Consider the following 22,181-nt stretch of genomic DNA (forward strand, 5'->3'; position numbering starts at 1 on the left):
TTTTTCAGAAATCATTACAAGATTACTGTATATTTTAGTAGTTTGCACATGCAATCAAGCCACAATTATATCTTATGAATATTTGTTTTATTATGTATCCATGGGAAGAAATCGTTCCTGAGACCGATAGTTCCCTTACCCTAATTCATGAATGTGTTAAAAGAGGTCATAAAGTGGCCATTGCAACGCCATCTAACCTAACAATACGTGGTAGTATAGCTTATGCTTTTTCTAAGGTTATACGTAAAATGGATAAAGTTCCTGCTCAAATGAAATCGTTTTATAAAAAAGCTGAGTTTAAAGAAAAAATGCTTCCTCTAGCTGGCTTTGATATAATCATGATGAGAGCAAATCCACCTCTTGATCCCATAGCCTTAAATTTTCTAGATAGTGTAAAGGAAGATGTCTTCATAGTAAACGACATTGAGGGATTGCGCGAGGCAAACAACAAATTGTACACTGCTTGTTTTGATGATCCAAACAATGAAATCATTCCAGTTACTCATGTTTCCAAAAACAAGAAGTACCTTAAAAGCGTGATTAAGGAAAATCCAAAGGACAAAATGATTATGAAACCTCTCAATGGCTATGGCGGAAGTGGTGTGATCATGATTGAAAAAAATGCAATGCAAAATGTTAACTCTTTGCTAGACTTTTATATTGATAATAAGGATGGAACCACTAATTATGTAATACTTCAAGATTATATTGAGGGAGCAGATAATGGCGATGTTCGTATATTGTTACTCAACGGTAAACCTATAGGTGCAGTAAAAAGAGTACCTAGTGGTGATGACCACAGATCTAATATAAGCGCAGGTGGTTCATTTCAAAAACATGCTCTCACAAAAGCAGAAAAGAATCTTTGCAATAAAATTGGACCAAAATTAGTTAAGGATGGTCTTTATTTTGTTGGAATTGATGTGATCAATGGTATGCTGGTAGAAGTTAATGTAATGTCACCAGGTGGAATTTCGTACATTAATAAAGTCAACAAAACAAAATTGCAGGAAAAGGTAATCAACTATTTTGAAGAAGTAGTTGAAACCGAAAAAAAGGCTCAAGAACGTCGTAACAAACTCAAGTTATCTATACAAGATGATTAAACTGAGTATTGAAGAAATCATAGAAAAAATTAGAAAGGAAGAAACCTTTCATGCGGTAGCATTTGATTATTCTTTTGTTGTTAAGATAGAAGATTATGTTCCTTTCTTTGCAGCAGCCGTTCATGATGGACATCATTTTGATGCTTCCTTATGGTCGCAATGCTTACACTCAGAATATGAGCGTTGGTATGAGGAAGATCCCGCGACAGGTCAAATGATTTCTGATACACCAATTACTCTTATAGGTTTAGACAGTAGGTTTGAGTACGATCTTAATCGAGCTCCAGATACTGCGATCTATGATTCTGCATGGGGTAAAAAATTGTGGAGCACTCCGCTTTCGCGAAAGCAGAAAGAACAACAACTTCAAAAACACAACAACTTCTATAGAGTAGTTAAAGCTCTTTCTCATAAACTTGAAGAAATGTATCCTGCGGTTGTCGTTTATGACATGCACAGTTATAATTACAAGAGATGGGATAGAGAAGTTCCAGTTTTTAATATAGGTACTTCAAATGTAGATGAAGATAGATACAGAGTTGCTATAACTGAATGGCAAGAAATGTTAGATGACTTACCCTTACCAATAGATCAAGAGGTCAGGTGTAATATTAATGATGTTTTTCAAGGTAACGGATATTTCTTAAAATTTATAACCGCAAATACTCAAAATACACTAGTTCTAGCAACAGAAATTTCTAAAATCTATTGCGACGAACTCACAGGGCAATTATTTCCTGATGTTATTAAATCGGTTCAAGATCTTTTAAGATATTACATCAAATCTCATGCGCATAATTTTCAAACAACACATGGATTGAAATAAGAATGAATAGTGCATCAAATTCCATACTTGAAATAGATCGTAGTCTAGATAGGTTGATAGGTAAACTAGAATTACTAGCTTATATCAATCCACAGAATATTGCAAAAGAGAAGAAAACGTTTTTTCAGAAAAGATACAATTACGAACCCAATTTTAAATATCGTAAGATAAAATTTAATCCCTATAAACTACACAGGCTATTTTTTAGTCAACGGTTGGAGCGTATTGACAACGAGATTATTAGGGATTTTTACAAAGATATCATTTACTATTACAGTGGTATGGTTGAATGTATCGAGACCATAGGAGATACAGGTAACAAATTTTATTATAACAGTTTGAGGTATTACGGTACGCCAACTGAAAAAATGGTAGAAAATGCTCGTTTTATACTTCACTATACCGATAATATTGAAGAGTATCAAAAAGAAGATGAGTTTCTCACTACGGAGGAAGCTATAAGTTTTTTTGAAGACTATAAAGTCAATTACAATTTTGACTTTACTATTAAGACTAGTAGTGCTATGAGCGCAAGTGCTATGGTCTCCAATATTGACCAGGCTTTAATACTGAAACGTAATTCTAAATTTAGTAAACACCAGCTTAATGTATTGGCTCACCATGAGATAGGAGTACATTTGGTAACTACTTTTAATGCATTGGAACAGCCATTAAAGGTCTTTAAAAACGGTTTTCCTAATAATGTTGAAACTCAAGAAGGGCTCGCTGTAATGGCAGAGTATATGACAAATAATCTTACAATCGATCGATTAAGAGAACTAGCCTATCGAGTAATAGCTGTAGATTCCTTACTTAAAGGATACACATTCACTGACACTTTTGACCTGCTTCATACTAAATACAAGTTAGATAGGGATAAATCATTTGCGATCACTTTAAGAGTTCATCGTGGTGGTGGTTTTACTAAAGATGCTCTTTACTTATCAGGTTTAAAAAAGATTTATGACCTTTTTAAAGAGGATCAATCAATAGAACTACAATTGAGAGGTAAATGTTCCCTTGAGTATAGTGGTATAGTTCAGGAGCTAGAGCGTGAAGGACTCTCTATTCCTATTTCTTACGATTCATTGTCTTTAAAAAACAATTTGAATACGAATGAAACTTTAGATTTTATTCTGAAACATTTAAAATAGAAAATTTTAAAAGTAAATTTTAACAAATGAGCATTATTCATTCCTAGATAGTATTGAAATAACTTCCGAGAATTTCTTCGCTCTTGCATGTTCCAATGCAGTTTTTCCCTCGTTATCTTTAATATCCTTTAAGGCTTGATTATCAATTAAAAATTGAACCATTTCAATATTATTATACAAGCTGGCAAAAATTAATGGAGTGTATCCTAAATTATTTGTAGCATTTATGTTGGCTCCATTTTCGATTAACAGTTTTGCAAGTGTCATATTTCCTTTGAACGCAACTCCTATGAGAGCAGTATTTCCTGATCCATCTCTTTGATCAATGACTGCATTGTGATCGATTAATATTTTAGAAATATCAACTCTATCAAAATAGGTGGCAAAAATAAGAGGTGTAAAACCTCTTGCATCTGTAGTATTTACAATTTCAGGTTGTCTTTTTAGTATTTCTAAAACTTGTACTAATTGGTTTTGTTGTATGGCAGTAAATAGGGTAGTAGTCATAGGGAATAAGTAAAAACGGGACTGGTATTAAATCCAAGTCCCGTTTTAGAATTTTTAATAATTTATACGTCAAATCTATCTAGATCCATAACTTTTGCCCATGCTTTTACAAAATCGTTTACAAACCTTTCCTCACCATCATTGGCTCCATAAACTTCACATACCGCTCTTAATTCAGTATTGGAACCAAAAATTAAGTCGGCTCTTGTAGCTTTGAATTTTAATTCACCTGTAGCTCGATCTCTTCCCTCAAAATGAGTTTCTTCTTCTGACGTTTCTTTCCAAGTATATCTCATGTCTAATATGGTCTTGAAAAAGTCGTTAGATAAACTTCCTACATTTTCAGTAAAAACACCATAATCAGATTGATCATAATTTGCTCCTAGAACTCGCATTCCACCTACTAAAACAGTCATTTCAGGGACAGTAAGTGTTAATAGATTTGCTTTATCTACAAGAAGATTTTCAGCTTTTGCATCAACATTAGCATTTTTATAATTTCTAAAACCATCACCTGCTGGTTTTAAATAATTAAACTGTTCAATATCTGTCTGCTCTTGTAGTGCATCACCTCTTCCTTGAGTAAATGGTACTTCTACACTGTATCCTGCTTGGTGTGCGGCTTTTTCTATAGCTACATTTCCTGCAAGTACTATTAAATCTGCCAGAGACACTTCTCCATTAAAGGTTTCTTTTATTTTTTGATACACATCAAGAACCTTATTCAATTCACTAGGATTGTTCACTTTCCAGCTGCGTTGCGGCTGTAATGCAATTCTAGCGCCATTTGCTCCACCTCGTTTATCAGAGTCTCTATATGTAGAGGCAGACGCCCATGCTACTCTAACCATTTCTGAAATGGTTAATTCGCTGGATTCAATCATAGATTTTAGCGTATGAATATCGGTATCACTTAATTTGTAATCTACTTTAGGAATTGGATCTTGCCATAATAAATCTTCTTTCGGAATTTCTGGACCTATATAACGGTCTTTTGGTCCCATATCCCTGTGTGTAAGTTTAAACCACGCTTTCGCGAAAGCTTCTTCAAAGGCTTTATGATCTTCATGAAATCTTTTTGAAATCTTCAAGTATTCAGGGTCCTCTTTCAAAGCAATATCTGCCGTAGTCATCATGAGCGCTTGTTTCCCTTTACCGCCAGCAGTAGGTGCCATTCTTGCTTGGGATTCTTTTGTAGGAGTCCATTGATGCGCTCCTGCTGGACTTTTTGTAAGTTCCCAATCGTAGTTAAGTAAGACATCAAAATAGTCGGCATCCCATTGAGTTGGATTAGGTGTCCAGGCTCCTTCGATACCAGAAGTAATTACATCATCAAGTACACCAGATTGAAAAGTATTTTTCCATCCTGTGCTCATTTCGGCCATTGAAGCCCCATGAGGTTCCACACCTACGTATTGTCCTGGATCTGCAGCACCGTGAGCTTTACCAAATGTATGTCCACCGGCAACTAGAGCAACTGTTTCCTCATCGTTCATCGCCATACGGCCAAAAGTTTCTCTTACATCTTTTGCCGATCCTATAGGGTCTGGATTACCGTCTGGTCCTTCAGGATCTACATAGATCCAACCCATCATAACTGCGGCAAGTGGATCTTCTAGATCTCGTTTTAACGGATCTTTTTCTCCATCATATCGTGCTGCGTTTTCACCCCATTCTGTCTCGGTTCCCCAGTAAACATCCTGTTCTGGTTCGTAAATATCTTCTCTACCACCTGCATAACCAAAGGTTGGGAATCCCATTGATTCTAAAGCGACATTTCCTGCTAGAATCATAAGATCTGCCCATGAAAGTTTACTACCGTACTTTTGCTTTATAGGCCATAATAATAAACGCGCTTTATCTAGGTTTCCATTATCTGGCCAGCTATTAATTGGGGCAAAACGTTGATTACCTGTTGATGCGCCACCACGACCATCACCTACACGATAGGTACCAGCACTATGCCATGCCATTCTTATCATTAATCCGCCGTAATGTCCATAATCTGCTGGCCACCAATCTTGAGAGTCTGTCATTAATTGTGTAAGGTCCTTTTTTAATTCCTCGTAATCAATGCTAGCAAATGCTTCGGCATAGTTAAAGTCTTCTCCTAATGGATTATGTTTAGGATCGTGTTGTCGTAATATATTTAATTTAAGTTCATTAGGCCACCAATCACGATTTTTTGTTCCATGACCAGCCGTTTGACTTTGATTCCCGCTTAAAAAGGGGCATTTTGAAGCATCGGAATCATTGATGTCAAAGGCTTCTCCATGTGGTTTGTTAGAGTTCATAGTTGTTTATTTTAGGTTAATAATCGAAATTAAACTTGTTAAGTATGTTCTCAAAATTAGCTGTTATTATGCTACTTAGGATTAGATACAAATATTAATATCGTATTTAAAAATAAGAAAAAACTATTAAAGGTTAAAATTACATAGCTTTAAGTAATTGTTAAGTGATAGAATAAAAAAAGGGTGTACCTAATAGATACACCCTTTAAAATGATTATTCTAGTTCTTATTTGTAAGCAAAATATTGCTCTCTAGTTTCCATTATATTGTTTACATAAGATTTAAACGCAGCATATTCTTCCTTAGAAATATCGGCTGTGTCGGTTTCAGATATAATTTTGACCTCTACTTTATTTGCTGAAATCTTATTGAAAGTCATTGAATAACTATGATTTTTATAATTAAAAGACTTGTTTTCAGGTATTTCTATGAACTGCTTACCTGATGGAATTTCAATTAAAGTAGTTTCAATGTACTTATTAGCGTTCTCATAGTATTTATAAACTATGTCGTGCTGTCTTTCATCTTTTTCTACAATTCCTTTGGTATACGGTTGAGAAAATAAAGGAATTTTAAATGTTTTTAAAGAGCCTATTTTAGCCGGTTTAGCTTTTACTTCAACCTGTGCTTTTAAAATTGCTTTATTAGATTCATGCTCATAGTTTGCCGTAATTAATTCATTGAGTTTTATCTCTTCGTTTGATCTATTTTTAATGAAGCTTTCTAAATTCTCTTTTTTAAGTTTTTCACTTTCTTCATCTAATAAACTACGTAGATAAGAACTAGCACTACTTGAAACATCAGTTGTTATGGTAGCTTGATAATTATCATCTGTTACGGTAACTATGGCATCGGTAGTAACGATACTTGGTTCAAAATTTACTTCTTTAAGATTGAAAATGTCGTTAGTAGATCCAGTTGCGTTAAATGGAATTTCTAGTGCAATGGCCCCATCTAACGTCTCAGGAAAAGATTTAAATGGTAAGAACTTATCCGTTAATTCAATGAAATATTCTTCACCATCAATTTTTGACTTTACTATACAGTGATTGAAATCTCTTGAAGGTAATCTCAATGAATTCTCGCCGTAATCAGATGTCAAGATAAGAACTAAGTTGGCATCTAAATCAACTTGACTCGCAAGAGCCACAAATAGGGTAGAGAAGTCCTTACAATCACCCAGCTTTGAAGTAATTGTTTTTGAAGGCTTTTGAGGAACATAACCACTTTGCTTAAAACTTACATAACTGTAAGTAAACTCATCAGTAATAAAGTCGTATATAGTTTTTGCTTTTTGCTCATCAGTCAATCCTGCATGACCATTCGGGAAAATTTTTGCAATAACGTTTTTCACTTCATCTTCTACTTCAATTTGACTTCTCACAAGATCAGAATACCAGTCTGATATTTCATTCCAATCTTTAATAGTACTTATATGAATTCTAGTCCCTATATCAGACATAGGCTTCATGTAGTCTTCTGAAGTTCCTATTCCAGGTACATTATTTGCTGTCCATTCATATCCTTTCATACCGTCAACCTCAATGTTTTTAAAGGTCATATTCCCATTAAGAACCTCATAGTTTAAAGGCTGATTATTTTCAGTTATGATTCTTAACGAATACTCCTTAATAGGGTGGTAACCTTGAGCAGAGAATACGTTATCATAATCTTTATAAAAGCGTCCATAGCTACCATATTCTGATTCATAGGATATATAAATAACATCTCCAATTTCAAGATTATTAAAAACCATGTTTGATCCACTGCGCTCTGCTTGTTCTACAGAACCATTAGGTTTTACAATCTCTGATTTATCGATATAATAATTACCATACAAGCCTAGATCGTATTCTTTCATTATTTCAATACCATTATCTGAGGTGATTTCATAAATGTAGTTAGCGTAAAAACGAGATCCGCCTCGTTCATAAAGCATGATTAAATTTTCATCAGAAAGAATAGTAAGGCCGTATTCATTTTCAGTCTTTTGCCCTCGATTTGCCTCTATGAACTCATACCTATCTTTTTCCTTTACAATCTCAAATGGATCTTTCTTGTCTTTAAGATCAAAAATTTTGCGTCTTAAACTTAGGTTTGACGCACTGCGAGCCAATTTTTCTTCATACCATTTAAGGGCATTCTTTTTGTCATTCTTTTTTAGGTATATATCACCTTTCATTTCTCTTACTCGTAAAGCATAAGGGTAGTTTTCTAAAGCTTTATCAAGTATTTCCAATGATTCATCAAATTTTCCAAGATCATATTTAATTCGAGCTAATCGTTGAACATTAGCATTCATAAAGTCATAACGGCCTAAGTGCTTTGTCATGAATTTCTCATACTCTCTTTTACGACCAGATTGGTAGTAATGTGAACCTAGCTTATTCATTATTTGCCAGGTAAAGTAATCATCCTCAAGATTTTCTAATTGGTTTTCAAAAAGATTTTCATTTTTAAAAAGGGTTTTATAGAAATTGATAAAAGTAACCTTAGTGCTCAAACTAACTCTATCGCTACTTACGATTTGATCAATAACTGCTTTAGCTTTTAATGGTTCTTCTTTTCTTATCGCAAGAAAGAAGTCAGTTCCTAATCTAGTTTGTTCAAGTGTAGTAGCTTTCTTTACCTTTTTAATAAAAGTCTCGAAAGATTTCACGTCTTTCTTAAACAGCTTCTCTGTATCTAAAAACTCTAGAACTAAGGATTGATAATAATCTGAATCCTCTCTTTTAAGATCTTCAAGATATTGAAGCATTTTTTCATCTTTCTCATCATCGCCAAAAGCGTATGCTTCAATTAAATATACCTTGATAATAGTACTATTAGGATATTTCTCAATGTATGGCTCTAGAAAAGCTCTGGCTTTTTTAACTCGACCATTTCTTAAATAAGTACTGTATAAACTGAAGATATTGATAACATTATCCGGATTCTCTTGAATCTTATTTTCAAAAAAGCTTTCAAAAGGATGTGTAATTACCTCTGGATTTATATCTGATATGGTTTGTTTGGTATAAGATTTATTAGAAAGATCGCCATTAAGTGGAAGGATGTTATTCTCATCATCCATAAATCTTAACATGAAATAATTCGTATCACTAGAAGCCATTTTGATAAGAATTCTATTAACACCTTTCTTAAGTGATACTTTAAATCTGTTTGCATCCATTTCGGTTTGCACATCTTCATCACTTTCAAAAGCAAGTGCGTCATTCACAAAAACTTTGATCAAACCACCGCGTCCTAAAGACATAGTAACTCTTTGATCCTTATCAGAGTTTATAAAAGTTTGAGCATAGCTTACTTTATCACCATATTCATCATGATTTACAAAGAAGAAATAAGGTCGATCTTTAATTAAGTTAGGTTTATACCAATTAACTATTCCGTTACCTTTAGTATCAAAACCATTTGCTGAAACAGCTTGCAGTTCTGGCTCATACTGGATGTCCATACCACTTTCATTTAGGTTTTCAAAAGGTCCTACAAATTCCCAATTTTCTACTGTAGGAATAGATTGCTTAATATCTTGTCGATCATCAAATTCCTTTAAATTGTTTAAAACTAATGATTGGACATATTTGTAACCATCTCGTATGGTTACATCATTGGTATTAAGAGCTTTAATTTTTTTAAGTACTTTAAGTTTGGCTGGTGAAAATCCTTCATCTCTATAATCACCTAAAAATATATTTGAATCCCATCCAGCATATAGATAAGGTTCAAAACCTGGTAACTTTATAAAGCTTTCTAGAAACTCATATTCATTGTCGATTTGACCATTTTCTGTCTCGGTTAGTTTTCTTAGAAAAGCTTCCTCAATATTGTTCTTTTTAAGTTTTTTTGAGGTCGTGAGCGCTTTCGCTCGGTTGTTGTTTAAAAGTGATTTACTGGTTGATGTAATCGTTGGATTTTGAGCTAATGCTCCTTGGGCGACCATCAAGAATATGATGAGCGCAATTTGGAATGGTTTCCTCATGATTGGTTAAAATTTTTTACTGAGGACAAAATAGAACAGAAATCTGTTTCTAACGTAATTTCTTACCTTCTAAATCATTGTAATAGGAGTTATTTAACAATTTTTTAAATCTTACATTTGCCGCACCTTAAATCAGGATTACAATGTCTAAACTTGACGCCAAATTACTAAACAGAGCCAATCATAAATGCGAACTATGTTCCAGTGAACAGAATTTGGTTCAATTTAAAGTTGAAAATACTGGATTTGATCAGTTTGAAAATGAGGTGATAATCTGTTCAAATTGTGAAGAACAAATCAATGAGGTTGTTCCTGTTGATGAAAATCATTGGAGATTATTAAATGATAGCATTTGGCATCCAGTAATTGAGATCCAAGTGTTGTCCTATCGTCTATTACATCAGTTCAATCAGTTTTCATGGACTCGCGATTTGATAGAAATGATGTATATGGAAGAAGAAGTAAAAAATTGGGCAGATTCTGGATTAATTAAAACACCGCAAATAGTACATAAAGACTGTAATGGTAACGTTTTAAAAAAAGGTGATAGCGTTGTTTTAATAAAGGATCTAGATGTAAAAGGAACTAGTTTTGTTGCAAAGCGAGGAACCGCAGTACATAATATCAATTTGGATCATGAAAACGAAAATCACATTGAAGGTAGAGTGAATAGTCAATACATTGTTATTCTCACTCAATATGTGAAAAAAACTAAATAAACAGTTTCATTTGACCTGTATCACTATTTTTTCTTTCTAGGTCTATCAAATACCTCTTAGCTTTTAAGCCACCAGCATATCCCGTAAGACTGCCGTCTGCGCCAACTACTCGATGACAAGGTACAATTATGGAAAGCGCGTTAGCACCATTTGCAGCGGCTAAGGCTCTTATTGCTTTTTGTTGATTACGCTTTCGCGAAAGCGCACCATAAGAAATAACCTCGCCATATTCTAGGTCCAGTAATGTATTCCAAATGTCTTTTTGAAAATTGGTTCCTGCTAGTAATATAGGAATTGTGAACTTTTTTAAACCCTTATTAAAATAATCCTCGAGTTGTTGGAAAATGGTTTGATGGAATCTCGTTTTCTTATACTCAAGGCTTGCATTAAAATATTGAGTCAATCGATGATCGATTTGATCTCGTTGCTTTCTATACTTCCAATCGCACAACACCAGATGATCGTCAAAAGTTCCAATTAAAAGAATTCCTACTGGACTGGAATAGGGTGCAACGAGTATGTGATTACTCATATCGCAGTGATTCAATAGGATCTAACCTTGCTGCTTTTATTGCAGGAAAAAGTCCAGAAAGAATAGCGATTAAAATAGAAACGATGGTTGCATAAATGATCGGATAAACCGGAATTTCAAATGGAATCTCAAAGGCAAAGGTAGACATGGAGTAACCTATGAGCATACCTAATAAGATTCCTGTTATACTACCATATTGACTGATAAGAAAGGTCTCAATAAAAAACTGCCAAGAAATTGTACTGCGTCTAGCTCCTAGTGCTTTACGCACACCTATTTCTCTAGTTCTCTCTGTTACAGAAACTAGCATGATGTTCATTAAAGCAATACTTGAACCAAAAATCGTAATAATCGAAATAAAGAAGGCTGCAAATCCTAGTGCTCCTGATATCTCATTGAAGGAAGCTAGAAAACTATCACTGCGTACTATCCCAAAATTATTTTCTTGAACGGGTGTTAGGTTTCTTATACTGCGCATGAGTATGGTAGCTTTATCTTGAGCTTTATCCATATAATTTGCATCAAACACCTTTACACTCACGTTATAATTGATATTAGGCGACGTATAAATTGATCTCGCCATACCTATTGGAATTAAGACTCTTAGATCCTGATTGTTTCCAAAAGTGGCTCCTTTTTCCTTGAGCATTCCAATAACCGTAAACTTATTGCCACGTATGGATAACTGTTGACCTATAGGATTTAATCCTTGAAAGAGAGCATCTTCCATATCACTACCTATCAAACAAACCCTTGCATTTTTTTGAATATCGATAGAAGTAAAGGGTCTACCTTGCCCTAATTCTATACCTGCATTTTCTACATAATGTTCATTTACTCCAGCTACAATTACTTTAGGTTTTGTTTTACGATCCTCGCTTTTTATTTCGGCTTGGCTCGTAGCCTGAAAGGAAACACCTACTTGAGTCAATGGATCCACATAACGCTCTTCAAATTCTTTAACTTGGGAATAGGAGATTATAGGGTTTACCTGTGTGCGTTTTCCACCACCTCGACTTCTGAATCCTAATTCATATTGCTGGATATTAAACGTATTGGCACCGATTCCTTCAAAGCCATTAGTAATAGTAGTTTTAAGAGCGTTAACAGAGCTTAGAATACCCACAAGAGCAGTTATTCCTATGGCGATTATTAATACGGTGAGCACGGTACGCAGCAACTGCCCTTTAATACTCTGCTGTGCAATACTGATATTCTGTCGGAATAATTTGAACATGTCAATAGGACTACATAAAGAGTGAAAAGTTACGAGATTCGGTTAAAAAAGTTGCAAAGACTTAAGATGACTTTATGAACACGGTATATACACAGTATATTTGCACTCAGAAAAAAAATTATGGCACAGAAACCTTCTACTCCTAAAGGAACCAGAGATTTTAATCCGTTGCAAGTACAACGTAGAAATTATATTATTCAAACCATAAAAAGACATTTTGAATTGTATGGTTTTATGCCTATTGAAACTCCTAGCTTTGAGAACTTATCCACATTAATGGGTAAATATGGAGAAGAAGGAGATCGATTGATTTTTAAGATCCTTAATAACGGAGATTATTTGGATAAGGTAGATGAAGACTTATTGAATAATAAGGATTCAAATGCTATGATTTCACAGTTAAGTGATCGTGCGCTCAAGTATGATCTTACCGTACCATTTGCTAGGTATGTAGTGCAACATCAAAACGATATTACATTTCCCTTTAAAAGGTACCAAATTCAAAACGTATGGCGTGCAGACAGACCTCAAAAAGGTAGGTATCGTGAATTCACGCAGTGTGATGCCGATGTTGTAGGTAGTAATTCTTTATTACAGGAAGTTGATTTTATTAAGTTATACGACGATGTTTTTACTAGCCTACAAGTTAATGGTGTTACCATTAAAATAAACAATCGTAAAATCTTAGCCGGCCTTGCAGAAATCATAGGTGCGGCAGATCAATTGATTCCCTTTACTGTTGCACTCGATAAGTTGGATAAAATAGGAGAGGAGCGTGTAAAACAAGAAATGCAAGAACGAGGAATTTCATCTACAGCCTTGGAAAAACTTCAACCAGTATTTACACTTACGGGAAGTTATGAGGAAAAACTAGAAGCGATGAAAGGGCTATTATCAAGTTCTGAAATAGGAATGAAAGGAATTGAAGAACTTGAATTTATAAATCAATCCTTAAAGTCAAATCAGTTAAAAACCGCAACTCTAGATTTAGATATCACATTGGCTCGTGGTTTAAATTACTATACGGGTTGTATTTTTGAAGTTGCTGCTCCAGACAGTGTTAAGATAGGAAGCATCGGTGGTGGTGGTAGATATGATGATTTGACCAGTATTTTTGGATTAAAGGATGTAAGTGGTGTAGGAATAAGTTTTGGATTAGATCGAATTTACTTGGTTCTAGAAGAACTTAATTTGTTCCCAGACTCTGTTAGGGCTGGTGTAGATGTTTTATTTATCAATTTTGGAGAGATGGAAGCTGCACATTGTTCTGGGTGGTTGTCTCGCTTTCGCGAAAGCGGAATTAAAACAGAATTATATCCAGACGCTGCAAAAATGAAAAAGCAAATGAGTTATGCAGATAAGAATAATATTCCCTATGTGATTTTGGCAGGGGAAAATGAAATCGCTACTGGTAAACTTACCCTTAAAAATATGATGGAAGGTAGTCAAGAATCACTAACTATTGATGAGATCATTGCTAGATTAAGTTAGTCTTACAAAACATATAAAACGAAAAAGCGGCTTAGTAATTAAGCCGCTTTTTTCTTTATTGATGGTTGTACAATTATTTGATAATTACTTTTTCAGTATGATTACCTCTATTGGTATTCATATTTAGTATATAAGTACCTGCTGCATATGAATTCGTGTTTAGAGTAGTTAACTCATTGTTTTCATCATTCTGTACCGATACAACTACCTGACCAAGCATATTTACTAAAGAAAGTTGTTCTACCAATAAACCATTACTTGTTTGAATGTTTATAGTTTGGTTTTCTTGTGGTTGATAAACAACCATATCGTTTGAAACTGCTGCCGTATCGTTAGATAGGGTAGAAGGATCATTGAACACTATGGAAAATCTTCCATTTTGATTACCTGCATTAAGAACTGGACTTGTATAATCTCCATTCATAAGGTTAGTATAGGTTCCTAATACAGCGTCCTTCACATAAATAACTTGACTAGTAGGAACATTTTCTATCGCATCTAAACCTATAACAAAACTGTCAGTACTTGATAATTTAATATTTAAAGGTAGTTCAACACCGTTGTCAATTGATGGAATTCCTTGTATACTTAATTTGTCTCCATTAAGATCAAATGACATATCTTCAAATTGAGTGTCTTGTTGTATACCATCAAAAGCTCTGTCAAAACCAGAAGTACTAGCAGGATCGATAGCAAGAAGTATTTGTCTGTGAATTCCACCTGCACCATCAAAACCAATTCTGAACTTCATTCGAGTATCGCTATCTGTGTTGTACTCATTATTTCCTTGTGCAACAGCACCACTACCAGGAGCAGCTACAAAAATACTGTTCCCAGAATTTTCTTTTACAAATTGTCTTTGATCATTTTCAAAGCGTATTGTCCCGTTAGAAACACCTCTTACAAAGAATCCTTGTGCTACAGGTACGAAACGTTCTGGTCTTTTGGTAGGAGTTCCTCCTGAATTTACTAAAGGATTTGATGTACCCAGTGTTGCATTTGGCACTCCACCTGAATAATTATACATGGCATAACCACCTTGATATTGTTGTAGTACGTGACTGTTACCACCCCAATGTTCCCAAAAGTATAATGTACCGTCTAAATTAGGATTGTCCTCAATAAATTCATGAGCATCTAGGGCACTAGGATATGGATTACCTACTAGGTAATCATTACCTGCATTGATAGGTAATGTAATATCACCATTATTAGGCTTTCCAACAAAAACATAATTTTGATCACTAGTTGATGCACCTGTTCCTTTCATTGTAAAACCTTCACCTGCTTGCATGCTACCATTAGGACCTACATATTGCCAAGCACTATATGTATTTTGGGCTAGATTATTATACTTGTATAACCAACGACCTGATATGGTAGCAGCAGTTGTTGCATCACCAGGAGCACCATCGCGAACAGATCTAGCAGTAAAGTTTAAATCTCTAGGATTTTCTACGATAGTTCCATCTTTAAGCTCTCCTGCAATCGTGTAACCATGGTTTATGGTAGTATTATTTATTGAACTTACTGGAGATGACCAATAATTGTAGTCAAATTGAACATTAGTACCTTGTTGGTCACGCTCTAGATTTCCAGTACTGGTAGGTTCTAAATCACTGTCAACAGTCTGTATAAGTTGTGATTCTCCTTTCAAATCTATAGTACCATCTATTTCTAAATGATGGGTAACAGTAAGTCCATGATCATTCTCAACATCTAATTGATTATTAAGTACAAACAAACCTAAAAGTGTAGCATCTGTATTTAGAATTTCAACATCATGTGTGGTTTCAACAATATTCCAGTCAACCTTGTGTACTATACCATTTACAACTCGAGTACTTCCTGGAGTAAATAATAAGGAACCATTTTCCCATGTAGAATTATTTTCCCATTCTCCATTTGTATTTGATTTATATGGTAGAGGTGCAGTTTGAACCCTAAGGTCGTAATAGTTTTCATTGGCCATTCTACCATAACCTCTATTTGTTGATTGATCATTTAATGCTGTACCTATAAAGCTATTCATGCTGTAGTACGCTTTAAGTTCTGACCAATCCACCGTGTTTATTTCATTCTTTGTAACGGTAAAAGGAATTACAGTACCAGCCACAAGGTCAGTGTTGTTTTCCAACTCTTGATTCATGATGTACCTGATCTGATTTTGAGAAAGCGCAATATCCCACATTCTAATTTCATCAACTTCACCTGCCCAGTGATCATAGGTAGAACCATCTTCATGTACGCGAGCTCCTATTGCTAGAACATTACTATCCGCAACTGGAGTAGTTACCGCAGCTGTATTATCAAGAATACCATCTATATAAATACTTACGTCAGAACCGTCATAGGTTACAGCGATATGTTGCCATGCATTGTCATTAATTGCTGTATTAGAAACTATTCTTTGTTGGGATGGATTGTACCAAACAACTCGTATACGATTATCCGGTCTCAAAGAAAGTTGGAATCCACTAGTACCTTCACGTTTAGCAACAATAGTTCTATGATTACCTAAATCGTTACTACCAGCACTTAAAACCCATGCACTAGCAGAAAATGTACTACCTAATCCAGTACCATTATCAATAATTATGTGATCATCAACACCATCAAATACAACTGATCTATCTTCAAATTCAACATAGGAAACACCTATTGAAAAATACTTAGTGCCATCAAAATCATATTGCGTTCTTTGGTAGGCACCATCTTCCCAGAAAAATCTTGTTTCGAAATTAGTTGTAAAGTTAGGATCATCTGCAACTAATAAAACGTATTCCATATCAGTTGTTAGAGCTGGTAAACCGGAAAGGTCACTTGTAGCAACTCTAATTCCAGTTACTGGAATATCAGTTGCCACTTCATTGATTTTCCACACTCGATTCATTCTCTGAACTCTCGTATTTACCGCATCTGTAATACCTAAATCATGACTTATATCTCCACTTCTCAAATTAGTGTCTTGACCATTATGACCCCAAATTAGAAAGTCTTGATCATTATTGAAGTTTTGACTGTTATCTGTTCCTATATCTTCTACATTATTTAATCCTATAGCAACAATGCTTGTGGAGTTTTCACTTTGAGATTGTTTTTGAGTAAGTTCAGATTTATCATCTCTTCCGATACCAGCCACATCCCAATTGTAACCAGAATTACTTGCATAATCCCAAATAACAGCATCATCACTATTTAAATAATCCCAATCTGCTTGATGATCATCACTAGTACTTGATGGGTTTTTAAGAGAAACACCGTTTTTAATAGCTAAGTAGGAATAAATACGTTGTTGTACAGCCGAACTAAGTCTATTTCTATAACTAAAAACTTCAGTGATTTGTCCATCTAAATGTGTATCAAATGGCAATCCATTCATTTCATATCTTCCTGCTGCTAAATAAAAAGGCTTGTTTTCAAATTCTTTAAAATTTAATGTTTGCCCACTTACTGTGGTTGTTCCAGTAACGTTATCAACTTTTCTTCCATTAATATATATTTCAGTACCACTATCAGAAGGGTTGTTTTTTACATTGATAATATGTACATCATCAAAAGTTCTAGTTGGATTAGAATACGCACGACCATAACTGTATTCATTAGCATCAGTTTCAGATACAGTACTAACATTGTGTGCTAATATCTCATTGTTATATCTAGCACTTGTAGGTCCCCAACCTAGACCACTTGGATCCTTTGCAGGGTTAATAGGAGCAGCCTTAGCTCCTAAAAGCATAGTTTCATTGGATATACTACCTGACATATCTAAACTACTTCTAACAACAATCCAGTATTCGTCAGAATTGAAACCTCCTTTACCTCTCATATGTTGTTTTCCAGAACGATCAAAACTAACTGTAGGATTAAAATTGATGTTTTCAACTGGATTATTGGCAAAATTAGGGGCATCGGAAGGGTTTTCAAATGCATCATTATCTAGAGCTTGATCTTCCCAAACAGTAAGTAAATCGCCATCAGTCGCTGGAATATCTTGAGAACGTAACCATAGCGATAAATTATCATCAACATCGGCTGGACCATCTGGAGCAACCATAGGTGTTAAAGGAGTACCTGTAATTATGATATTATCGAATAATACTCCATCATCTCTTGTATTGTCTCCATCTGATCTAAAAACTATTCTAAATCTAACAGTTGGATTGTTATTTAAAACGGCTGGTAAACTGTGAGTAGCCTCTTCAAATCTACTTAGAGAAGGATCAAGTACAGAGTTGTCAAGCGCCCAAGCATCGGCTCCATTAGCAAAACCATCTACATCGGTTTCATTATACCAGTTTTCTCCTGAGCCTACACTTCCTAACACATTCCATGTAGTTCCACCGTTTGCACTATATTCGACACGCATACCATCATCATTGTCATTGGTATTTGTTCTAAAATCAATTTTAAAATTCATGTCTACCCATCCTATAGTAGAGATAATAGGACTAGTGATACGGGCATTTGCATTACTAGGATAATTATTAAAATTATCTGTGTACCAGTAATCACCTTCACCTTTTTCACCAGTGTCACCTTCATTTCCTAGTGTCCAAACAGTACCAGCTGTATTACTGCTCCATCCAGCAGGTCCATTGTCAAAATTCTCATAATACAATGTATTTTCTGCTGCTACAGATTCACCTGTAATATTAAACACATAAGGATTTTCATCAGCATCATCATTAGTGATCGTAAGTGTGGCATTACTTATACCATAAGTTGCTCTAGAAAAAGAAACATCAAAAGTTGAGCTTGAATTTCCTGGTATTATTGCATTTGGTTGATTATCAATGCTAAAATCTGCAGCATTTACCCCAGATAAAGAAACTGAATTGGCTCCTAGATTTAGGTCAACCACTCCTAAGTTTTGAACAGTAAAGGTTCTTGTTATTGTTCCATTATCTACAACTGTTCCGAAGTCTGTACCATCTGTTAAACTAGGCGTAGTGTCGTTATTTACAATATCATTACCTAACCCTTGAATATTAATTTCTTGTGTGGTACTACCACAGGTTCCTCCACCGCCACTAACAGTAAAATTATAACTGCTTCCTGATGCTCCACCAGGTAAGTTTTGATCAAAAACAACAGATCCTCCGCTAGTAATTCGGATATACCCTGAACCATTCCATCCATCATTATATCTATCCCACAACCTAGCTCGATAAGTGCCGTTAGGTAAACATCCTAGATCTATTGTTGTAGAATAAGCAACAGAACTACCATTATAACAATTAGTTGGATTACAAATTCTAATTATTTCGTTACCTGCATTGTCATATATGATGACATAGTTTTCACCAGACCATTGTGGCCAGTTAATTTCTACATCTACTTGACTGGTTTGACCAATTGAATAAAAACCTATGAATATGATTATTAGGGTTAACCAATTCATTTTAATCGTAGGGGTAATGTTTTTCATACTAACATTTTTTAATATCCGGACTAAAACTATATCCGTTTAACGATAAAAAAATGTTTTTAAACGATAAATCGGTAAAATACAGATTAAATATGCATTTTATCGATCTAATTAACCTTGGTTACAATTATTATTTTGAAATAATTGGAGATTATTAACAATTGATAATAATTCGATATTTATGTTTTCTATAAATAATAATAAATCCTTAGGAAAAATAAATGCGTGAGAATTTCTAGGGTTAGGGTATGATTATTAAAAAATCAAACTCTGAAGATTACTAATCAAAAAAACCGTTTCCTAAGGAAACGGTTTTTAAAGTAGCGTGGGGCGGGCTCGAACCGCCGACCTCAGCATTATGAGTGCTGCGCTCTAACCAGCTGAGCTACCACGCCGTGATTCTGGTTTAGCGGCTGCAAATATACTGTTATTTATTATTCTATTCCAAAGCTTTTTTAGATTTAATTTTCTTCTTAAAAATTTTAACTTTTATAAATATACTTTATATTGCCAGCAAAACCTTAATCCATGGATGAACCAATCAAGTTTGACTTAGAATTCGTAATACAAGTATCTCCTTCATTATTATATAATTACATTGCAACACCTTCCGGTATGTCAGAATGGTTTGCAGACAATGTGAACAGCCGTGGTGAATTCTTTAAATTTATATGGGATGGTCAAGAAGAGAAGGCAAAAATCATAAAAAGAGTCTCTGGTGAAAGAGCTAGATTCCAATGGGATTATGATGAGGATACTAAAAAATATTTTGAACTTAGAATCCAAGTTGATGAAATTACTAAGGACGTGTCTTTGATAATCACGGATTTTGGTGACGACGACGATGAAGTTGAGGAACAAAAAATGTTTTGGGAAAATCAAATTGCAGGTCTTAAAAAAGTCTTAGGTTCTAGATAACTTACTCAAATACATTATATCTTTGATCCCTTTATTCTAAAGGGATTTTTTTATGATTGTTCTCAACGGAGAGTTGGTTTCAAAAGATAAAAGCTTAATACCGTTTAATAATCGCGGTACTTTTTATGGTGATGGAGTATTTGAAACACTAAGACTGTTCAAAGGCAAGGCATTGTTCTTTGAAAATCACTATTTCAGGCTTATGTCTGGAATGAGAATCATGAGAATGCTTATTCCAGAATCATTTACACCAGAATATTTTGAAAAATCTTTCACTGATCTTATATCAAATAATAATTTTGAAAACACAGATCATTTAAGAGTTAGGATTAGTGTGTGGCGAAAAGAAGGAGGAAAGTATACCCCAAATTCGAGAGAGGTCAATTTCTCTATGGTAATGGAACCTTTGGATAGTTCCTTTGAGAATAATGAAACTTGCGAAGTAGAGCTTTTTAAGGACTTCTATATATATGCTGATTTATTGAGCAATCAAAAGACTATTGATAAAAAGGTGAATATTCTTGCCGGTATTTTTGCCAAAGAAAACTCCTACGATGACATGTTTTTAATGAATCATAATAAAATGATTATTGAAACAATTAGTGGCAATGTATTTTTAAGAAAAGATAATATTATAAAAACACCTCCTTTATCTGATGGATGTTTGAATGGTATAATGAGAGAGCAGGTTATTGATCAATTGAAAAAATGATCAACTATGAAATTGTAGAAGAGACAATAACACCCTTTGAATTACAGAGAGCAGATGAAATTTTTACTACTAACGTCATTAAAGGAATTCAAAGTATTTCAAAATATCGTAAGAAAAAATATTCTAGAGATGCTGCTACTGAATTATTGAGCTTATTGAAAGAAAAACTTTTCTAATTGTAATTAGGATTTTCAGGAGCATTAAGCCATAATTGATAATTACCACCTAATGTTTTCATTTTTTCTTTCCAAAACGCTAGCATGTTCTTTGTTAGTAGTTTCTTTTTATCTGTGTTTTCAACTACGACCCACGAATTAGCATTAAGTTCATTATCTAGTTGTTCTAATTCCCATCCAGAATATCCCAAGAAGAATTTAATATTGCTAGGTTCAATTAGATTTTTATTAATTAAATCAATAACCACATTAAAGTCTCCGCCCCAGTAAATATCATCCTTAATAAGATGTGAATCAGGAATTAATTCTGGAACATTATGCAAGAAATATAGGTTATCAGTATCAACTGGTCCACCTTGAAATACCTCAAAATTGACACTTACTTCAGGTAATAGTTGGTCAAGAGTACAGTCTAGTGGTTTATTTAAGATAAAACCTACAACTCCTGCTTCATTGTAATCAGTAATTAGGACTACAGATCTAGAAAACGAGTAATCACCTATTACACTAGGTTCTGAAACCAATAGATGTCCGCGGTCTGGTGCTACTATTTTCATTTTTTGGTTTTTATTTGTACTCTAACTTAGTCAAAAATTCTTACATAACCATAAAAACATGTTTTTAGGTGAATTTTATCGGGTTAAAAGCAAAAAAAAACCTCACTATAAGTGAGGTCTTCTATAAGTTAAACTAAAGAATTCTTAGTTTACTGCTTTTTGTAAGTCGCTACCAGCTTTAAACTTCACTACATTTTTTGCAGCGATTTTGATTGTTTTACCAGTTTGAGGATTTCTTCCTTCACGAGCTGCTCTTTTAGAAACTGAAAAAGAACCAAAACCTACAAGAGATACACGGTCTCCTTTTTTAAGGCTTTTTTCTACACTTCCTAAAAATGATTCTAAAGCTTTTTTTGCAGCCGCTTTTGAGATTCCAGCGCTTTCTGCCATTCCTTCGATAAGATCTGTTTTGTTCATAATAGTAATTAAATTAAAATGTTGGTTAAACTAAAACGTATAACAAATTTAGAGGTAATTCGCGTTCACACAAGTAATAGCTTGATTTTCTCATTATTTTGTTTATAAGTATGAGGAATTGT

General features: G+C 34.3%; 16 protein-coding genes and 1 tRNA gene. 8 read left to right on the forward strand and 9 right to left on the reverse strand.

Translation table 11 applies throughout. The annotated features are described in order from the left end of the window. Positions 1-74 precede the first annotated feature (74 nt). From gshB to BST93_RS09550, 3 genes are read left to right on the forward strand one after another with little or no spacing between them, the layout of a single operon-like run. Positions 75-1,106 carry a glutathione synthase gene (gshB, locus tag BST93_RS09540; protein WP_105018994.1) on the forward strand — a complete coding sequence of 344 codons (1,032 nt, stop codon included), beginning with the start codon at positions 75-77 and terminating at the stop codon, positions 1,104-1,106. Then, positions 1,099-1,932 (forward strand): N-formylglutamate amidohydrolase, encoded by an 834-nt coding sequence (locus BST93_RS09545; RefSeq protein ID WP_105018995.1) that lies wholly within the window; start codon positions 1,099-1,101, stop codon positions 1,930-1,932. The genes gshB and BST93_RS09545 overlap by 8 nt, the downstream gene beginning before the upstream one ends. Before the next feature lie 2 nt (positions 1,933-1,934). Next, entirely contained in the window at positions 1,935-3,086 is a 1,152-nt protein-coding gene (locus tag BST93_RS09550; RefSeq protein WP_105018996.1) for a peptidase MATCAP family protein, read from the forward strand. 33 nt (positions 3,087-3,119) lie between these two features. On the opposite strand, the gene BST93_RS09555 is transcribed toward BST93_RS09550, so the two are convergent. The 3 genes from BST93_RS09555 to BST93_RS09565 form a co-directional block, all read right to left on the reverse strand. Then, complete coding sequence (locus tag BST93_RS09555; RefSeq protein ID WP_105018997.1) at positions 3,120-3,593, reverse strand: ankyrin repeat domain-containing protein; 474 nt, start codon at positions 3,591-3,593, stop codon at positions 3,120-3,122. Positions 3,594-3,655: 62 nt separating this feature from the next. Then, positions 3,656-5,887 carry a catalase/peroxidase HPI gene (gene katG, locus BST93_RS09560; protein ID WP_105018998.1) on the reverse strand — a complete coding sequence of 744 codons (2,232 nt, stop codon included), beginning with the start codon at positions 5,885-5,887 and terminating at the stop codon, positions 3,656-3,658. A gap of 226 nt (positions 5,888-6,113) precedes the next feature. Next, positions 6,114-9,869, reverse strand: a complete 3,756-nt coding sequence (locus BST93_RS09565; RefSeq protein WP_105018999.1) for a transglutaminase domain-containing protein — start codon at positions 9,867-9,869, stop codon at positions 6,114-6,116. Between the two features lie 143 nt (positions 9,870-10,012). Here BST93_RS09565 and BST93_RS09570 point away from each other — a divergent pair, with 143 nt between their 5' ends. Next, entirely contained in the window at positions 10,013-10,588 is a 576-nt protein-coding gene (locus BST93_RS09570; RefSeq protein ID WP_105019000.1) for a PhnA domain-containing protein, read from the forward strand. Here the strand turns inward: BST93_RS09570 and BST93_RS09575 are convergent. Further along, positions 10,581-11,120, reverse strand: a complete 540-nt coding sequence (locus BST93_RS09575) for a methylated-DNA--[protein]-cysteine S-methyltransferase (RefSeq protein ID WP_105019001.1) — start codon at positions 11,118-11,120, stop codon at positions 10,581-10,583. The two genes, BST93_RS09570 and BST93_RS09575, sit on opposite strands and share 8 nt — an antisense overlap. Further along, positions 11,113-12,357 carry an ABC transporter permease gene (locus BST93_RS09580; RefSeq protein ID WP_042280168.1) on the reverse strand — a complete coding sequence of 415 codons (1,245 nt, stop codon included), beginning with the start codon at positions 12,355-12,357 and terminating at the stop codon, positions 11,113-11,115. Before BST93_RS09580 ends, BST93_RS09575 begins: the two co-directional genes overlap by 8 nt. A 120-nt stretch (positions 12,358-12,477) precedes the next feature. Here BST93_RS09580 and hisS point away from each other — a divergent pair, with 120 nt between their 5' ends. Then, positions 12,478-13,848 (forward strand): histidine--tRNA ligase, encoded by a 1,371-nt coding sequence (hisS, locus tag BST93_RS09585; RefSeq protein WP_105019002.1) that lies wholly within the window; start codon positions 12,478-12,480, stop codon positions 13,846-13,848. 73 nt (positions 13,849-13,921) lie between these two features. Here hisS and BST93_RS09590 read toward each other — a convergent pair whose 3' ends face one another. Both BST93_RS09590 and BST93_RS09595 read right to left on the reverse strand, forming a co-directional pair. Beyond that, complete coding sequence (locus BST93_RS09590) at positions 13,922-19,279, reverse strand: DUF8693 domain-containing protein (RefSeq protein ID WP_105019003.1); 5,358 nt, start codon at positions 19,277-19,279, stop codon at positions 13,922-13,924. A 321-nt stretch (positions 19,280-19,600) separates the two neighbouring features. Then, positions 19,601-19,674: transfer RNA gene (locus BST93_RS09595), tRNA-Met, on the reverse strand. A gap of 133 nt (positions 19,675-19,807) precedes the next feature. On the opposite strand from BST93_RS09595, the gene BST93_RS09600 reads away from it, so the two are divergent. Genes BST93_RS09600 through BST93_RS14525 form a run of 3 tightly spaced genes read left to right on the forward strand, consistent with a single transcriptional unit; the run spans position 19,808 to position 21,085 of the window. After that, positions 19,808-20,197: an START-like domain-containing protein gene (locus tag BST93_RS09600; protein ID WP_042280172.1), complete on the forward strand. Its 390-nt coding sequence runs from the start codon at positions 19,808-19,810 to the stop codon at positions 20,195-20,197. A gap of 52 nt (positions 20,198-20,249) precedes the next feature. Continuing rightward, a complete protein-coding gene (locus BST93_RS09605) occupies positions 20,250-20,909 on the forward strand; it encodes an aminotransferase class IV (protein ID WP_258150518.1) in 660 nt (219 codons plus the stop codon). Then, positions 20,906-21,085 (forward strand): aminotransferase class IV, encoded by a 180-nt coding sequence (locus tag BST93_RS14525; RefSeq protein WP_258150519.1) that lies wholly within the window; start codon positions 20,906-20,908, stop codon positions 21,083-21,085. The genes BST93_RS09605 and BST93_RS14525 overlap by 4 nt, the downstream gene beginning before the upstream one ends. Here BST93_RS14525 and BST93_RS09610 read toward each other — a convergent pair. Beyond that, positions 21,082-21,642 carry a YqgE/AlgH family protein gene (locus BST93_RS09610; protein WP_042280175.1) on the reverse strand — a complete coding sequence of 187 codons (561 nt, stop codon included), beginning with the start codon at positions 21,640-21,642 and terminating at the stop codon, positions 21,082-21,084. The genes BST93_RS14525 and BST93_RS09610 overlap by 4 nt on opposite strands. Positions 21,643-21,786: 144 nt before the next feature. After that, positions 21,787-22,059 carry an HU family DNA-binding protein gene (locus tag BST93_RS09615; RefSeq protein ID WP_042280177.1) on the reverse strand — a complete coding sequence of 91 codons (273 nt, stop codon included), beginning with the start codon at positions 22,057-22,059 and terminating at the stop codon, positions 21,787-21,789. Between the last annotated feature and the right edge of the window lie 122 nt (positions 22,060-22,181).

This window comes from Nonlabens tegetincola (genome assembly GCF_002954355.1).
GTDB classification, from domain to species: domain Bacteria; phylum Bacteroidota; class Bacteroidia; order Flavobacteriales; family Flavobacteriaceae; genus Nonlabens; species Nonlabens tegetincola.

Coding starts and splice junctions, on each gene's coding strand:
- BST93_RS09600 (WP_042280172.1), top strand. CDS start 19,808: ATGGATGAACCAATCAAGTTTGACTTAGAATTCGTAATACAAGTATCT.
- BST93_RS09565 (WP_105018999.1), bottom strand. CDS start 9,869: ATGAGGAAACCATTCCAAATTGCGCTCATCATATTCTTGATGGTCGCC.
- gshB (WP_105018994.1), top strand. CDS start 75: ATGAATATTTGTTTTATTATGTATCCATGGGAAGAAATCGTTCCTGAG.
- BST93_RS09545 (WP_105018995.1), top strand. CDS start 1,099: ATGATTAAACTGAGTATTGAAGAAATCATAGAAAAAATTAGAAAGGAA.
- BST93_RS09610 (WP_042280175.1), bottom strand. CDS start 21,642: ATGAAAATAGTAGCACCAGACCGCGGACATCTATTGGTTTCAGAACCT.
- BST93_RS09580 (WP_042280168.1), bottom strand. CDS start 12,357: ATGTTCAAATTATTCCGACAGAATATCAGTATTGCACAGCAGAGTATT.
- BST93_RS09555 (WP_105018997.1), bottom strand. CDS start 3,593: ATGACTACTACCCTATTTACTGCCATACAACAAAACCAATTAGTACAA.
- BST93_RS09590 (WP_105019003.1), bottom strand. CDS start 19,279: ATGAAAAACATTACCCCTACGATTAAAATGAATTGGTTAACCCTAATA.
- BST93_RS09605 (WP_258150518.1), top strand. CDS start 20,250: ATGATTGTTCTCAACGGAGAGTTGGTTTCAAAAGATAAAAGCTTAATA.
- hisS (WP_105019002.1), top strand. CDS start 12,478: ATGGCACAGAAACCTTCTACTCCTAAAGGAACCAGAGATTTTAATCCG.
- BST93_RS09550 (WP_105018996.1), top strand. CDS start 1,935: ATGAATAGTGCATCAAATTCCATACTTGAAATAGATCGTAGTCTAGAT.
- BST93_RS09615 (WP_042280177.1), bottom strand. CDS start 22,059: ATGAACAAAACAGATCTTATCGAAGGAATGGCAGAAAGCGCTGGAATC.
- BST93_RS09575 (WP_105019001.1), bottom strand. CDS start 11,120: ATGAGTAATCACATACTCGTTGCACCCTATTCCAGTCCAGTAGGAATT.
- BST93_RS14525 (WP_258150519.1), top strand. CDS start 20,906: ATGATCAACTATGAAATTGTAGAAGAGACAATAACACCCTTTGAATTA.
- katG (WP_105018998.1), bottom strand. CDS start 5,887: ATGAACTCTAACAAACCACATGGAGAAGCCTTTGACATCAATGATTCC.
- BST93_RS09570 (WP_105019000.1), top strand. CDS start 10,013: ATGTCTAAACTTGACGCCAAATTACTAAACAGAGCCAATCATAAATGC.